The 13,259-nt window shown below is 69.7% G+C and carries 13 protein-coding genes; 8 read left to right on the top strand and 5 right to left on the bottom strand.

Features of this window, described 5'->3' with window-relative positions; genetic code table 11:
* The first annotated feature begins 278 nt into the window (after positions 1-278).
* Together ABZT03_RS18195 and ABZT03_RS18190 are read left to right on the top strand one after the other, a co-directional pair.
* Complete coding sequence (locus ABZT03_RS18195; protein WP_356040329.1) at positions 279-1,340, top strand: glycosyltransferase family 2 protein; 1,062 nt, start codon at positions 279-281, stop codon at positions 1,338-1,340.
* 154 nt (positions 1,341-1,494) lie between these two features.
* Entirely contained in the window at positions 1,495-1,680 is a 186-nt protein-coding gene (locus tag ABZT03_RS18190; RefSeq protein WP_356040326.1) for a hypothetical protein, read from the top strand.
* A gap of 184 nt (positions 1,681-1,864) precedes the next feature.
* Here ABZT03_RS18190 and ABZT03_RS18185 read toward each other — a convergent pair whose 3' ends face one another.
* Positions 1,865-3,064, bottom strand: a complete 1,200-nt coding sequence (locus ABZT03_RS18185) for an SPFH domain-containing protein (protein ID WP_356040324.1) — start codon at positions 3,062-3,064, stop codon at positions 1,865-1,867.
* 11 nt (positions 3,065-3,075) lie between these two features.
* Positions 3,076-3,327: a hypothetical protein gene (locus tag ABZT03_RS18180; RefSeq protein ID WP_356040419.1), complete on the bottom strand. Its 252-nt coding sequence runs from the start codon at positions 3,325-3,327 to the stop codon at positions 3,076-3,078.
* Positions 3,328-3,983: 656 nt separating this feature from the next.
* Here ABZT03_RS18180 and ABZT03_RS18175 point away from each other — a divergent pair.
* A complete protein-coding gene (locus ABZT03_RS18175) occupies positions 3,984-4,175 on the top strand; it encodes a hypothetical protein (protein WP_356040321.1) in 192 nt (63 codons plus the stop codon).
* A 47-nt stretch (positions 4,176-4,222) separates the two neighbouring features.
* Here ABZT03_RS18175 and ABZT03_RS18170 read toward each other — a convergent pair whose 3' ends face one another.
* Complete coding sequence (locus ABZT03_RS18170) at positions 4,223-5,707, bottom strand: HAMP domain-containing sensor histidine kinase (RefSeq protein WP_356040318.1); 1,485 nt, start codon at positions 5,705-5,707, stop codon at positions 4,223-4,225.
* Positions 5,704-6,423 carry a response regulator transcription factor gene (locus ABZT03_RS18165; RefSeq protein WP_356040315.1) on the bottom strand — a complete coding sequence of 240 codons (720 nt, stop codon included), beginning with the start codon at positions 6,421-6,423 and terminating at the stop codon, positions 5,704-5,706. The genes ABZT03_RS18170 and ABZT03_RS18165 overlap by 4 nt, the downstream gene beginning before the upstream one ends.
* Positions 6,424-6,679: 256 nt before the next feature.
* Between ABZT03_RS18165 and ABZT03_RS18160 the strand changes: the two genes are divergently transcribed.
* The 5 genes from ABZT03_RS18160 (at position 6,680) to ABZT03_RS18140 (ending at position 11,943) form a co-directional block, all read left to right on the top strand.
* A complete protein-coding gene (locus ABZT03_RS18160) occupies positions 6,680-8,197 on the top strand; it encodes a sulfatase (RefSeq protein WP_356040312.1) in 1,518 nt (505 codons plus the stop codon).
* Positions 8,198-8,537: 340 nt separating this feature from the next.
* The gene (locus tag ABZT03_RS18155) at positions 8,538-9,749 is read left to right on the top strand and encodes a beta-1,3-glucanase family protein (protein ID WP_356040309.1); all 1,212 of its coding nucleotides are present in this window, start codon (positions 8,538-8,540) and stop codon (positions 9,747-9,749) included.
* A gap of 28 nt (positions 9,750-9,777) precedes the next feature.
* Positions 9,778-10,497: a chitinase gene (locus ABZT03_RS18150; protein WP_356040306.1), complete on the top strand. Its 720-nt coding sequence runs from the start codon at positions 9,778-9,780 to the stop codon at positions 10,495-10,497.
* Positions 10,498-10,511: 14 nt separating this feature from the next.
* Positions 10,512-11,429 (top strand): glycoside hydrolase family protein, encoded by a 918-nt coding sequence (locus ABZT03_RS18145; protein WP_356040303.1) that lies wholly within the window; start codon positions 10,512-10,514, stop codon positions 11,427-11,429.
* A gap of 79 nt (positions 11,430-11,508) precedes the next feature.
* Positions 11,509-11,943, top strand: a complete 435-nt coding sequence (locus tag ABZT03_RS18140; RefSeq protein ID WP_356040300.1) for a septal ring lytic transglycosylase RlpA family protein — start codon at positions 11,509-11,511, stop codon at positions 11,941-11,943.
* A 54-nt stretch (positions 11,944-11,997) separates the two neighbouring features.
* Here the strand turns inward: ABZT03_RS18140 and ABZT03_RS18135 are convergent, their stop codons facing one another.
* On the bottom strand, positions 11,998-13,134 hold the full coding sequence (locus ABZT03_RS18135) for an ROK family transcriptional regulator (protein WP_356040297.1): 1,137 nt from the start codon (positions 13,132-13,134) through the stop codon (positions 11,998-12,000).
* Positions 13,135-13,259: the final 125 nt, after the last annotated feature.

Here is a 13,259-nt window from a genome sequence, read left to right as displayed (position 1 = left end):
CAGGGCGGCCCGACGGTCGTCGCGGAAGAGGCGGCAGCGAGCCGTCGGGGGGCAACAACACCATGTCCGATCACAGGACCACGGCCGCCGAGTACCCGGTGCCGGGGCGGGGAGCCGGGGCGGCGGAAATCCCCGCACGAGGCGCACGAGGCGCACGAGGCTCACGTGGTGAGGGAAGCCGCCGCCGTAGCAGACCTCACCCCACAGGCCGACGGGCGCACGGCGCGCACCGGCGACGCCTGGTCACCCAGGGAGCGGCCTCGCTCCTGGAGACAGCCGTGATCCTCCCCGCCCGCGACGAGGAGGCAGGCGTACTGCTGGCACTGGAGTCGCTGGCCGCGCAGAGCACGCCACCGGACCTGATCATCGTCGTGGTCAACAACTCCTCCGACCGCACCGAGGAGTTCGCCCGCGAGTTCGCCGGACGACCCGGGGTGCCGCGCACCGTCGTCTTCAACCTGCCGGACAACCCGCACAAGAAGGCGGGTGCCCTCAACCACGGCATCGGCTGGCTGCACCGGTCGGCCGGAGGGCTCGCCGCCGCCGCGAAGTACCTGCTGGTCATGGACGCGGACACCAGCCTGCATCCGAAGTTCCTGGAGCGGGCGCGCAACGTGATGGCGTCCGACCGGCGCGTCGGCGGACTCAGCGCCACCTGCCTCGGCCGTACCGGACTGTGGAAGAACCTCTGGCAGCGCTACCTGCTGGGCATGCAGATCATGGAGTACGGCCGCTACGCCCGCGGCCGCTACCGCTTCGGCATCCACAGCATGTCGGGCGCCGGCTCCTTCTACCGGACCGAAGCGCTGCTGAGCATCCTGCGCTGGCGCGGCGAGGTGTTCTGGGAGGACCACACCAACCTCGTGGAGGACTACGAGACGACGCTCGCTTTGAAGGAAGCGGGCTGGAAGGTCACGGCGAACCAGCACTGCATCGCCTACACCGATCTCATGCCCACGCTGCGCGAGCTGATCGGCCAGCGGGAGCGCTGGGGACGCGGCACCGTCGACACACTGCGCCGGCGCGGCTGGACGAAGCACACCTGGTTCTCCATCACCAGCATGGTGCTCGGCTTCGCCGGTTTCCTGTACACGCTGTGCTGGCTGGGCGCCTGGGCCGGCGTGATGGTGACCTCGGGCTTCGTCCTCGACCTGGCCTGGCTGAGCCTGGTCGCCTTCTGGATCGTGTACGCCGCCTTCCGCACCCGCCACCTCGGCTGGAAGGGCGTCCTGGTCGACGTCGCGATGCTGCCGGGCCTGGTCTTCTCGACGGTGCGGGCCTACTGGTTCGTCTCCTCGGTCGTGAAGTCGTACGCGACCCGCGTGACCGTCTGGAAGTGACCCCCGCCCCGGCCATCGCTTCACGCGCTCACCGCGCCCCGTGACTGGCCTGACCGGCCTGACCGGCCTGACCGGCCTGACCCATCTGACCCGCACAGCCCGTCTGCCCCAAGGGAACCCACGTGGCCGAGAGGCCACCGAGAGGAAGACAACCGTGAACTACCTCACCGGTACCGGAACCGGAATCGTCGCGGGGACCGCGTCCCTCGCGGCCACCGGCAGTTCCTCGACCGCGCATCTGGTCGTCGCAGCCAGCCTGACCCTGGTCCTGGGCGGCCTGACCACCTACGTCGCCGCGGCCCACCGCCGCCGACGTGACGCGAGCGTGGCTGGCGACTGACCGGAGGGCGGGGGTGGCCGACCAACGCTGACGGCCGGTCAGCGTCGGCCGGGCACACGCGACGCGGGAAGGCCCCGGACCTTGATCGGTACGGGGCCTTGGTGCTGGTGCTGGTGCCGGCGTGGGTGCGGTCGGCAGGAGTTCGCGTCGCACCCTCGGCGTGGGCCGCCGGAGTCGGTCGTCCCTAGTCGACGTCCACCCGGCCGTCCCTCGGCTTCTGCTCCTTGCTGGAGGGCAGCTGGAGCAGGCGGTTGTCCTTGCCCTCCTCCGAGCGGCGACCGTCGGGGCGGTTGCTGTCCGCGTCCTGGTTGCCCAGGTTCTGCCGGACCGAGTCGAGGATGGTCAGGCCCTGGGACACCAGGCCGGCGGCGATCTCGCCGAGGCCGTCCGCGCCGTTCAGGACGTTGACGTTGGCGCCGGCGAGACCACCGGCGGCCTCCTTGACGATCTGCGGGAGCTGGTCGATCAGCATCCGGTCGAGGGCGACCCGGTCGTACGAGGCCGCCGCCTCCGCCTGGATCTTCATCCGCTGCGCATCGGCGGCGGCGAGGATCCTGACCCGCTCGGCCTCGGCCTCGGCGGGCCTCACGATCTCGGCCACCAGCTGCTGCTCACGCAGTTTGGCCTGGCGCTGGGCCAGCTCCGTCTGGACGGCGAGCACCTCCTGCTGGGCGTGGGCCTGCGCCAGCGGACCGGCCTGCGCGGCCTGCGCCTGGGCGCGGTCCACCTCGGCCGAGTACTCCGCTTTGACGATGGCAGTCTGCCGGGCGTACTCCGCCTGCTCACGGGCCGCGGCCTGCTCCGCCTGGGCGGCTGCCTGGGTGGCCTGCGCCTGGGCGATCTGGGCCTGCCGCTGGATGGCCGCCTTGTGCGGAGCGGACATGGCGTCGATGTAGCCGGTCTCGCCGTCGTCGATCGACTGGATCTGCAGGGAGTCCACGGTCAGGCCGATCTTCGCCATCTCGGTCTTGGAGGTGTCCAGGACCTCCGCGGCGAGCTTCTGCCGCTCGGTGACGATCTCCTCGACCGTCATCGAGCCGATGATGGCCCGCAGGTGGCCGGCGAAGATCCGGCCGGTGAGCACCGACATCTGCTCCTGGTCGGAGAGGAAGCGCTGGCCCGCGTTGATGATGCTCTCGTGATCGTTGCCGACCTTGAAGGCGATGACCGCGCGGACGTGCAGGGCGATGCCCTGCTTGGTCACGCAGGTCTCGGTGACCTCGGACTCACACATGGAGAGGGTGAGGAACCGGACCTTCCGGAAGACCGGGAGCACGAACTTTCCGTGCCCCGTCACCACTCGGAACGGCGCGCCCCCCAGTCCCCGCCTGCCTCCCGAGATCAACATCGCCTCGTCGGGGGCGGGAACGCGGTAACCGAACATGCCTGTACTCCTCAGTCTGCGTCAGCGGTGTCGTCGCCGAGCGCGTCCAATGGATCCACCCACTCGATGACGCCGACCTCGCGGCATCCGCGTGATTCGATCACGAGCACCGTCGAGCCGGCGGACAGAGGGCTCTCCGACCAGGCGAGGAATGTCTCCGAGCCGCCTCTGACGCGCACCAGGATCTCGCCGGGGCCCGCGGATCCGCGCGTTCCGATAAGTACCTTCCCCGTGCGGCCGACCACGGCCTCGTCCTGCGGCATCACCGGCCGTCCTCCTCGTCCTGCCCCCATGATTCCGACGATAGACCCCCACAGCCCGGGACCCAACGGCCGGGAGGGCACGGTCTGAACCAACGGGAGAACCGCGCCACGTCGGGGCCCGGAGGGATGCCGTGTCACGGGGGCCGGGGTGACCGCTCCCTTACGGCCCGGACGACCGGACCGGGCCCCCGTCGGGCTCGGCAACACCCCCGCCTCCAGACCGTTTCGTGACGCTGGACCTCGAATATCAGCTCACCCGCGAGACCATTAACGATATTGAACGTTTTTTCGACCTCTTTAGTTTATTGCCGCCACTGACGGCGACTGGAAGAATTCACCCCCGGTGTTATTTGATACAAGGGGGGACAGTGAGAGGTAAAACGCGTCGGGTGGTATCCGTTGCAGTCGTATGCGCATCAGCGGCAGCCTTGACGGTGGTCAGTGGTGGAACGAGTGAAGCGGCGAGTCGTAGCTGCTGGCGGGCGAGCCACAGCCACACCATCACCAAGTTGAGGGTTCCCCTGCTGGAAAGCGGATTCACCTACCACTGGTGCGCCAGGAACGGTCGGGTAGACGAATTCGTCGTCGAAAGTTGGCACAGCGTCATCAGGAATTGGGTCTGGGCTTCCGACCCGCGGTCCGACATTCGGCCGACCATGTCCCTGGGGCAGGATCATCTGCACATCTACGCCGACTTCAGCGCGAAGTCGACGCTCTCGGGCAGTGCGAGGTTCAGGGGCAGAAGGGGTGAGGTGAACGTGAGTTGGTCGCCCGGCCGGCTGGGCGACCACTACGAGATCGACCTGTGGCCGGATGGGCGTCTCACGGGCCAGTCCTGGAAGGGCTGACCTTCATTCGCCAGAGCATCGGACACAGAGGGCGCCCCGGTCTGCGGTCAGCCCGCAGGCCGGGGGCTTGCCGGGGGCGTGCCGGTGAGCCAGTCGCGGGGCAGCAGCGGCAGGGTGTGCGCCACGTCCTGGACGTCCGTGGCCGGCAGGCCGACCTCGAAGCGGGTGCCGGGCCGCCCGTCGGGGCGGTCCGACACGGTGATCCGGCCCTGGTGCAGGGCGACCTGCTGGGCGACCAGGGTCAGGCCGAGGCCGGATCCCGGACTGTCCGGGCCCCTGCGGAAGCGCTCGAAGACCTCCTCGCGGCACTCCGGAGCAATGCCGGGACCGTGGTCGTCCACGGTGAGAACCGCAGTCGCCTGGTGCCCACTACTCCGCGCGCGCAGGGTCACCTCGATACGGGCGACGCCGTCGGTGGTACGGCCGTGGGTCCAGGCGTTGGCCAGCAGGTTGTCCACCGCTGAGCGCAGCCCCTGCTCCCAGCCGTGCACGCGCACTCCTGAGGTGGCACGCAGGGACACCTCGGCGTCGGGGCGGGTGCGCCGCAGGTCGGTGACCGACGCCTCCACGAGCTCCGCGAGGTCCAGCGGCGTGAACGCGTCCGCCTCGATCAGGTCGCCCTGCGCCAGCGCCTTCAGCATCACCAGCAGACCCAGCAGCCGGGCGTGTTCGCGCCCCAGTTCCCCGAGGACCTCCGTCCGGTCCTCGGCGTCGAGTCCGGGGTGGTCGGTGAGGATGTCGAGGTTGGTCCGCATGCTCATCAGCGGAGTGCGCAGTTCGTGGGAGGCGGTCGCGGCGAACGCCCGCGCGGTGGCCAGCGCCTCCCCGGTGCGTGCCACCTGCTCGTCGTAGCGGGCCAGCACGGTCTGCACCGTGTGCGCGAGGTCGTCCACCTCGGTGATCCGGGTCGGCGTGTGCTCCAGACGTACGCTGCTGGTCCGCGGGTCCAGACCGCTGGTTCGCCGCTGCAGCCGTCGTAGCGGAAGCACCGCTCTGGCGGCGATGGCCCATGCGGCGGCTCCGGCGAGCGCCGCAGACAGCAGTGCTCCGGTCAGCAACCGGCCTCGCACCAGGGCCAGTTCGTCGTGTGCGGTGTCCGGCGACAGCAGCCACAGGTTCGGCGTGGTGCCCTGTTTGGCGGTACCGACGCGCAGCGACAGGACGAGCCAGTCCCTGCCGCCGGACGTCACGGTGACGGGCTTCGGGGCGTCGGGGGGCAGCGCGGGGTACGGCTCGGGCTGCGGACCCGCCGAGATCGTGCCCCGCGGCCCGGTCAGCTTCACGCCCACATCCCGCGCGGAGGTGACCAGTCGGCGTCGGCGGACCTGCTCGAGGAGCGGGTGGTCGGTGCCGGCCACGTCCAGGTACGCCTTGGCGTTCTTCGCCACGACCGTCGCGCGGGCGCGCAGTTGGTCGTCCTGCTGTGTGCGCAGGTCGCCGGCGACCAGGTGCAGCAGCAGCCAGCCGGAGGCGAGGACCAGCACGGGCACGCTCACGCCGACCGCGAGCGCGATGCGGGTGGACAGTTTCACGGCGTGCCCCCGCTGTGCGGTGGCAGGCGGTCCCTGCGCAGGACGAAGCCGACCCCGCGCACGGTGTGCAGAATCCTGGGCCGGTCACCCGACTCCAGTTTGCGCCGCAGATAGCTGACGAAGGTGTCGACGACGTCGCCCCGGACCTGGAAGTCGTATCCCCATACGAGGTCCAGCAGTTGCTCGCGGGTGAGGACGATGCCGGCGTTGCGGGCCAGGACCTCCAACAACGCGAACTCGCGCCGGGTCAGCTGCAGCGGCCGGTCGTCCAGAATCGCCCTGTGAGAGGCGGGGTCCAGCAGGAGGCCACCGACCCGGACAGTTGCGGTGGCGGCGGCCGGCGGGCGGCGCCGCAACAGGGCGTGCAGCCGCAGGACCAACTCCTGGAGCGCGAAAGGCTTGACGAGGTAGTCGTCGCCGCCCACCTGCAGACCCGCCACCCGGTCGGCCGTCTCGTCCAGCGCGGAGAGCATCAGTACGGGTACGTCGTCGCCGTCGCCGCGCAGGGCCCGGCACACGCCGATGCCGTCGAGGCCGGGCATGGAGACGTCCAGGACGATGATGTCGGGCCGGCCGGCGCGGGCCTGAGCGAGACCGGTACGACCGCCGTCCGCGACGTCCACGCTGAATCCGCTCAGCCGCAGACCCCGTGCGAGGGACCGTCGTATCGCCGCGTCGTCGTCGATCACCAGCACCCGCCCCGTCCTGCCTGCCATGCACACCTCGGTTTTCGCCGCGTCGATCGAGTCAGCCGGTCGGAGACCGATCCAAGCACATGATGCGAGCAGCCCCGAACGGAATGGTGCACCCTTCGCCGGAAAACGGAAACGCCTCTTCTCCTGCCCTGCCGTGAGGAGTTGCCTTCGCGGATTAATTATCCCCGACGCGGATCAATTGACCTCGGTTCGGAATAATTCGACGAGAGGCGAACAAATATTGACCGGACCGGAAGCGCGCTGAAACGCTCCCGACATGATTCGTACTCGTCAAATACTGACACTGGCAGTCGGGTTGGTGGCGATGGCCTTCTCCGTGCAGAGCGGAGTGAGCGGGGCGGCGACAGCCACCACCATCCGTCCCGTCGCGCAGCCGGCCGCGTCCGCCGCGTCCGCCGCGGGGAAGCCGAACATCGTCTTCGTGCTCACCGACGACATGTCCTCGAACCTGCTGCCCTACATGTCCCAGGTGCAGCAACTCCAGTCACAGGGAACGTCGTTCAGCGATTTCGTGGTCAGCAACTCGCTCTGCTGCCCGTCCCGTTCGTCCATCTTCACCGGCGAGTACCCGCACAACACCGGCGTCCTCAGCAACGAGGGGCCCAACGGCGGCTTCAACGCCTTCCACGACAACGGGCTGGAGAAGGACACCTTCGCGACGGCGCTGAAGGCCAAGGGCTACCGCACCGCGATGATGGGCAAGTACCTCAACGGCTACGACCCCAAATCCACCGTCGACGGCCAGCAGCCGTACGTGCCGCAGGGCTGGAGCCAGTGGGACGTCGTCGGCAACGGCTACCCGGAGTACAACTACAAGCTCGCCCACAACCACACGATGGAACCGCACGGGAAAAGGAACAAGGACTATCTGACCGACGTCCTCAGTAAGAAGGGGCAGTCGTTCATCAAGAAGTCCGCGGCGGAGAACAAGCCGTTCATGCTGGAACTCGCGCTCTTCACGCCGCACGGGCCGTCCAGGCCGGCCCGCCGGGACAAGAAGGACTTCCCCGGCCTGACGGCGCCGCAGACGCCCGCCTTCGACAGGCTCCCGACCGACGCGCCGCCGTGGCTGGCCCGGCAAAATCCGTTGACCCGGAGCGAGAAGAACACGATCGACAAGAAGTTCCGCAAGCGCGCACAGTCGCTCCAGGCCGTCGACAAGATGCTCGGCACCCTCCGCCAGACCCTCACCAGGGCCCACGTCGCCGACAGGACCTACGTCGTCTTCGGCTCCGACAACGGCTTCCACCTGGGTGAGTACCGGCTCAAGGCCGGGAAGCAGACGGCCTTCGACACCGACGTGCGCGTGCCGCTGGTGATCGCCGGCCCCGGTGTCGCGGCCGGCCGGACGAGCCACGCCCAGGTGTCGAACATCGATCTCGCGCCCACCTTCGAGAAGATCGGCGGCGCCGCCGTGTCGTCCCGGGTGGACGGGCACAGCATGCTCCCGCTCCTGGACGGCGGATCGGCTGCGGGCTGGCGCACGGCCAACCTGATCGAGCACCGTCACGCCCAGCAGGCTCCCGACGACCCCGACAACCACGGCACCGAGAGCATCAGCCCGCCCGACTACCACGCCATGCGCACCAACTCCTCCACCTACGTCGAATACGACAGCGGCGCCAAGGAGTACTACAACCTGCGCACCGATCCGGACGAGCTGCACAACATCGCCGGACGCCTGAGCCGGGCCCGCCTCGCGAAGCTGCACACCGCACTGGCCCGGCTGAAGAACTGCCAGGGCGACGGCTGCTGGAGCGCCGGACACGCCTAGCCCGTCAGGGCCGACCGGGCCGGGGCTGCCCGTCAGGACCGGCAAGGCCGGCCTCGGGTGCCAAGAAGCCGTACCTGTGTACCTGTTCGCCGCCCGGCGCGCCAAAGAGCGCTGCGCGTGCTCCTGTTCAAACCCTGCCATCCGTACCGGCCGGGCCGGGGGTGGCCCGTCAGGACCGGCCAGCCAGCCCGTGGCGCCAAGAAGCCGTGCCTGTGCACCTGTTCGCCGCCCGAAGCGCCAAAGAGCGCTGCGTGTGCGCCTGTTCACGCCCTGCCGTCCGGTTTCCGGTCTCCGGTCTCCGTTCCCCGTCATGCACCGCACCAGGAAGAGGTTCTTGCGCATGTTCTCCTCCGATAGCCAAACGCCCACCCGGCGGGGGGTGCTGGCCTCCATGACAGGGGCGGCCGCCGCCGTCGCCGGATCCGCACTCCTGTCAGGCGCCCCGCGCGCCTTCGCCGACTCCGGCGGCGCCGACCCGGCCGCCGAGGCCGCGCGCGGGGGTCTGCCGCTCACGGTCGCCAACAGCAGCGGCGAGTTCGCCAACCACGCGATTCACCTGTACATCGTGGGCAGCGCGGGAGACCGGCAGGTGCGGGTCACCCGGCGCGGCACCCTGGCGCCCGTCGAACTCACCGACAACCACGCGGGCGGCTTCACCGACTACGCCATCCCGCTGGCCGCCCGCGGCGCGACCCGGCTACGACTGCCGCACATGTCCGGGCGCATCTACGTGGCCCTGGGCCACAAGCTGAAGTTCAAGGCCGTCAGGGGCGCCGACGGCAGGATCGGCCTGCAGCAGCCGGCCGGCTGGGTGAAGTCCGACCCCAACTACCCGGTGCTGCACGACTTCGTGGAGTTCACCCACGACGCGGCCGGCATGCACTGCAACACCACCATGGTCGACATGTTCAGCGTTCCGATGATGATCCGGCTGAACGGAGCGAAGAACCACAGCACCGGCAGGCTGCGCGCCGGCGGCCGCGCACAGGTCTTCCACGCCCTGCGGAACCACCCGGACTTCTCGCGGCTCGTCATCGGGGACCGGCGCATCATCGCCCCGAGCCACGGCCTCGACGCCGGCCTGTTCCCCCGGCACTACTTCGACCACTACATCGACAAGGTCTGGCACACCTACCGCGACAGCAACCTCGTCGTCAGGGCGAACGCGGGCACCTTCACCGGCCGGGTCAGGGACCAACGGCTCACCTTCTCCGGTCCGGCGCAGGTGTCCTTCGCCAAGCCCTCCACCCGTGACGTGCTCTTCTGCGACGGGGCGCTCGCCGCCCCCAACGACGGGACCACCGGCCCCGTCGCCGCCGCCCTGGGTGCCGGGTTCAACCGCTCGACGCTGCTCAGCCACCACAAGCAGCCCACCACCCACGCCTCAGCGTTCTACGGCACCGCCGTCACCAACCACTACGCCAAGGCCATCCACGCCGCGACCAGCAACGGCAAGGCGTACGGCTTCGCCTTCGACGACGTCGCCGACTGGGCCTCCTACGTCGAGGACCCGAGGCCCCAGCACATGCACCTGACTCTGACCTCGTTCTGAACCGACCGCGATCGCAGGGAGTTTCCGTATGCGCAAGCCACGCAGCGTCCAGACCGTCCTCACGGCAGTACTGATCACGAGTTCCGCGATCGGCCTCAGCGCCCACACGGCGTCCGCGGCAGAACAGCGGGGCGGCTTCGTCGTCAGCAAGGCGCAGTACAGCAGGATGTTCCCGCACCACAAGAAGCTCTACACCTACAAGGGCCTGGTCAAGGCCATGAAGGCGTTCCCGGCCTTCGCGCACACCGGCGACTCCGGTACCAGGAAGCGCGAGGCCGCTGCCTTCCTCGCGAACGTCAGCCACGAGACCAGCGGGCTGATCTACGTCAACGAGCAGAACAAGGCCAACTGGCCGACGTACTGCGCCGACGAACCGTATGGCTGCCCCGCCGGCCAGTCCGCGTACCACGGCCGAGGCCCGCTCCAGATCAGCTGGAACTACAACTACAAGGCCGCCGGTGACAAGTTCCACGTCGACCTGCTGCACCACCCGGACCTCGCGGCGAAGAACTCCGTCGTGACGTGGAAGCTCGCGCTCTGGTACTGGATGACCCAGTCCGGCCCCGGCACCATGACGCCCCACCACGCGATGGCCGGGAGCGGCGGCTTCGGCGAGACGATCCGCAGCATCAACGGCGGCCTCGAGTGCAACGGCGGCAACACGGCCGAGATGCGGGACCGGATCGCGAAGTACAAGAAGTTCACCAACATGCTCCACGTCGGCGCCGGCCGGCACCTCGGCTGCTGACGGCGGGGGACACCATGCTGAAAGTACGCGTCCTGGCCGTGCCGTTGCTGCTCTCGGCCGTACTCGTGGCCGGCAGCCAGGGCGCGCCGCCCCTCGCGTTCGCGGCGGGCAGCCATGCCGCTGCCGCGTCCTCCGCGGCCTCGGATGTCTCCGCGGCCTCGGATGTCTCCGCGGCTCCCGCTTTCTCCGCGGCCGCCGCGCCGAAGAAGAAGGGCGTCAGCGCCTGGAAGTTCAACGGCGTCACCAAGGCGCTCGCGAACTCGAACGTCGGATGGTTCTACACCTGGTCCTCCGGCAAGGGCTCCATCACACCGCCGCCGGGCGTCGAGTTCGTGCCCATGATCCATGACAAGGGCTCGGTGACCGAGAAGGAGCTCGGCCAGGCGAAGAAGCAGGGCAGCACCCTGCTCGGCTTCAACGAACCCGACAGGCCGGACCAGGCGAACATGACCGTCGATCAGGCACTCGACCTGTGGCCCCGGCTGCAGTCGACGGGTCTGCGCCTCGGCGCTCCCGCCGTGGCCACCGGCGGCGATGTCGCCGGCGGCTGGCTGGACCGGTTCATGAAGGGCGCCGCCGCACGCCACTACCGGGTCGACTTCATCCCCCTGCACTGGTACGGCGCCGACTTCAACTCGCGACGCGCGAAGGGGGAGTTGCGCAGCTACATCGAGGCCGTGCACAGGCGCTACAACAAGCCGATCTGGCTCACCGAATACGCCCTGACCGACTTCTCGTCCGGCACCCCGCGCTATCCGACGAAGGCGCAACAGGCCGCATTCGTGAAGAAGTCGACGGCCATGCTCCAGCACCTCTCCTACGTCCGGCGCTACGCGTGGTTCACCCTCTCCACGAACCGCGGCGACGGCACCGGCCTGTACCACGGGACGAAGGCCAACCGGGTGGGCGCCGCCTATCGGGCGGCGGGCTGAAAAGGCCCCTCTGCCGTCCTCTCGACCCACCGACTTGCGATCCATCCAACGGCAAGAGAAGAGAAACGGGGCTCATGACATGAGCAAGCGGACCCTGCACGCCTTCCTCGCGGCCGGAGCAGCCGCACTGACCGTGCTCGTCGCGGTCGCTCCGGCGAGTTCCGCCGCGACCGACTCCGCGCAGGCCCACAGGCCGAAGTGCTGGGCGACGCACTACGGCCCGATGCCCGTCGGCAGTACCACGGCGAACGGCGACGTCTTCGACAACAGCAAGAACACCGCGGCGACTTCACTGACCCGCAGGCACCAGCTGCCCTTCGGTACCCGAGTGAGGGTCACCAACGTGGCGAACGGCAAGTCCCTGGTCGTACGCATCAACGACCGTGGCACGTTCAGGCACACGAAGCAGGAACCGAAATGTCTGGACCTGACCGACGGAGCGTTCGGCAGGCTCGGCGGGAGTCTCGACCCCGACGCCGGTCACATCGTCGTCCGGCAGAAGGTCCTGCGCTAGCCCGCCGGTTCACGGCATGAACGCCCGGGCTGCTGCTCCCGCAGCCCGGGCGCTTCACGGCCCGAGTCGCCGGAGCAGGGCGAGGGCACCGAGGGCGGCGCCGGGATCCCCGAGTCCGGCCGGAACCACCCGAGGCGCCCAGCACGAGTCGCGCGCGATACGCGTGTCCAGTACGCGCTCGATCGGCGTCATCAGGGCTCGGCCCGCGTCGATCAGCTCACCGCCGATGACGATCACGTCGGGTCCGACGGCGTGGCTCACGTCGGCCAGTACCCTCCCGACGTGCGCGGCCACCCGCGACAGCACCGCATGCGCGATCTCGTCGCCGGACTCCAGCGCGCTCACCAGCTCCGGCACGTCCGCCACCGCGCGACCCGCGGTGCGGCAGGCGTCGAGCACCGCCCCGATCGATGCCACGGTCTGCAGGCAGCCGACCGCGCCGCACTCGCAGGGTGCGCCGTCGGGATCCACGCTGATGTGGCCGAACATTCCGGAGCGGCCGTCGGCGCCGCGGTGCAGGGTGCCCGCCACCACCAGCCCGCCGCCGACGTCGTGCGACAACCGCAGGTACAGCACGTTCCGCTCGCCCGCGGCGGCTCCCCAGACCGTCTCGGCCAGGGTGGCCAGCCGGGTGTTGTTGTCGATCAGTGCCGGCGCGCCGAAGCGTTCGCGCACCCGCGCCGCCACGACGTCGTGCCGAGGAGCCCACACTGGCCCGTGCCCCGACGGTCCGCCCGGCCCGATGACCCCGATGCCGATGCCGTTCAGAGCGCCCGGCCGCAGCGTTCCACCCGTCAGCCGGTCCGCCAGCCGCCACGCGAGGTCGATGCGGGTCTGCCAGGGGGTGTCGGGCCCGTGCGGTTCACCCGACGTACCGACTATCGCGTGCGTCGCGTCCATCGCCGCCACCCGCACCGCCCGGCGCGCGAACTCGATCCCGAGCAGCCGGCCCGCCCCGGGGTTCGGGGTCAGCACCTCCGCCGGCCTGCCCCGCCCGCGCCGGGCCGCCTCCGGTATCGAGGCGAGGACGGCGCCGCTGTCCATGAGCGCTCCGACAGCGTCGTAGAGCGTGGTTCGGGACAGGCCGCTCAGGGGCCCTAACTCCCCTCGGGTCAGCGGACCGTGCTCGCGCAGCAGGCGCAGCACCAGGGCCTCGTGCGCGGTGCGGCCTCGTGTCGTCCCGGTCGGCATGGCGAAGACGCCCCCCTGTGTCAGTGCAGCTGTCGCATGGCAGGGCGGAGTTGATCCGTCGCCCGTGGCGCGAGAAGTTAGGGGGCGTCTTTGTGGGAATTCTGTGGGCCTGCGATGCGGCTGCC

The sequence above is a fragment of the Streptomyces sp. NPDC005574 genome, assembly GCF_040605435.1.
Lineage (GTDB): Bacteria > Actinomycetota > Actinomycetes > Streptomycetales > Streptomycetaceae > Streptomyces.
The sequence above is the reverse complement of the archived record's forward strand: the minus strand, read 5'-3'. Positions and strand labels throughout refer to the sequence as shown.

What these genes read in the sequence shown, in the direction of transcription:
- ABZT03_RS18185 (WP_356040324.1), bottom strand. Translation starts at nt 3,064, where the DNA reads ATGTTCGGTTACCGCGTTCCCGCCCCCGACGAGGCGATGTTGATCTCG.
- ABZT03_RS18180 (WP_356040419.1), bottom strand. Translation starts at nt 3,327, where the DNA reads ATGCCGCAGGACGAGGCCGTGGTCGGCCGCACGGGGAAGGTACTTATC.
- ABZT03_RS18175 (WP_356040321.1), top strand. Translation starts at nt 3,984, where the DNA reads ATGTCCCTGGGGCAGGATCATCTGCACATCTACGCCGACTTCAGCGCG.
- ABZT03_RS18165 (WP_356040315.1), bottom strand. Translation starts at nt 6,423, where the DNA reads ATGGCAGGCAGGACGGGGCGGGTGCTGGTGATCGACGACGACGCGGCG.
- ABZT03_RS18160 (WP_356040312.1), top strand. Translation starts at nt 6,680, where the DNA reads ATGATTCGTACTCGTCAAATACTGACACTGGCAGTCGGGTTGGTGGCG.
- ABZT03_RS18155 (WP_356040309.1), top strand. Translation starts at nt 8,538, where the DNA reads ATGTTCTCCTCCGATAGCCAAACGCCCACCCGGCGGGGGGTGCTGGCC.
- ABZT03_RS18150 (WP_356040306.1), top strand. Translation starts at nt 9,778, where the DNA reads ATGCGCAAGCCACGCAGCGTCCAGACCGTCCTCACGGCAGTACTGATC.
- ABZT03_RS18145 (WP_356040303.1), top strand. Translation starts at nt 10,512, where the DNA reads ATGCTGAAAGTACGCGTCCTGGCCGTGCCGTTGCTGCTCTCGGCCGTA.
- ABZT03_RS18140 (WP_356040300.1), top strand. Translation starts at nt 11,509, where the DNA reads ATGAGCAAGCGGACCCTGCACGCCTTCCTCGCGGCCGGAGCAGCCGCA.
- ABZT03_RS18135 (WP_356040297.1), bottom strand. Translation starts at nt 13,134, where the DNA reads ATGCCGACCGGGACGACACGAGGCCGCACCGCGCACGAGGCCCTGGTG.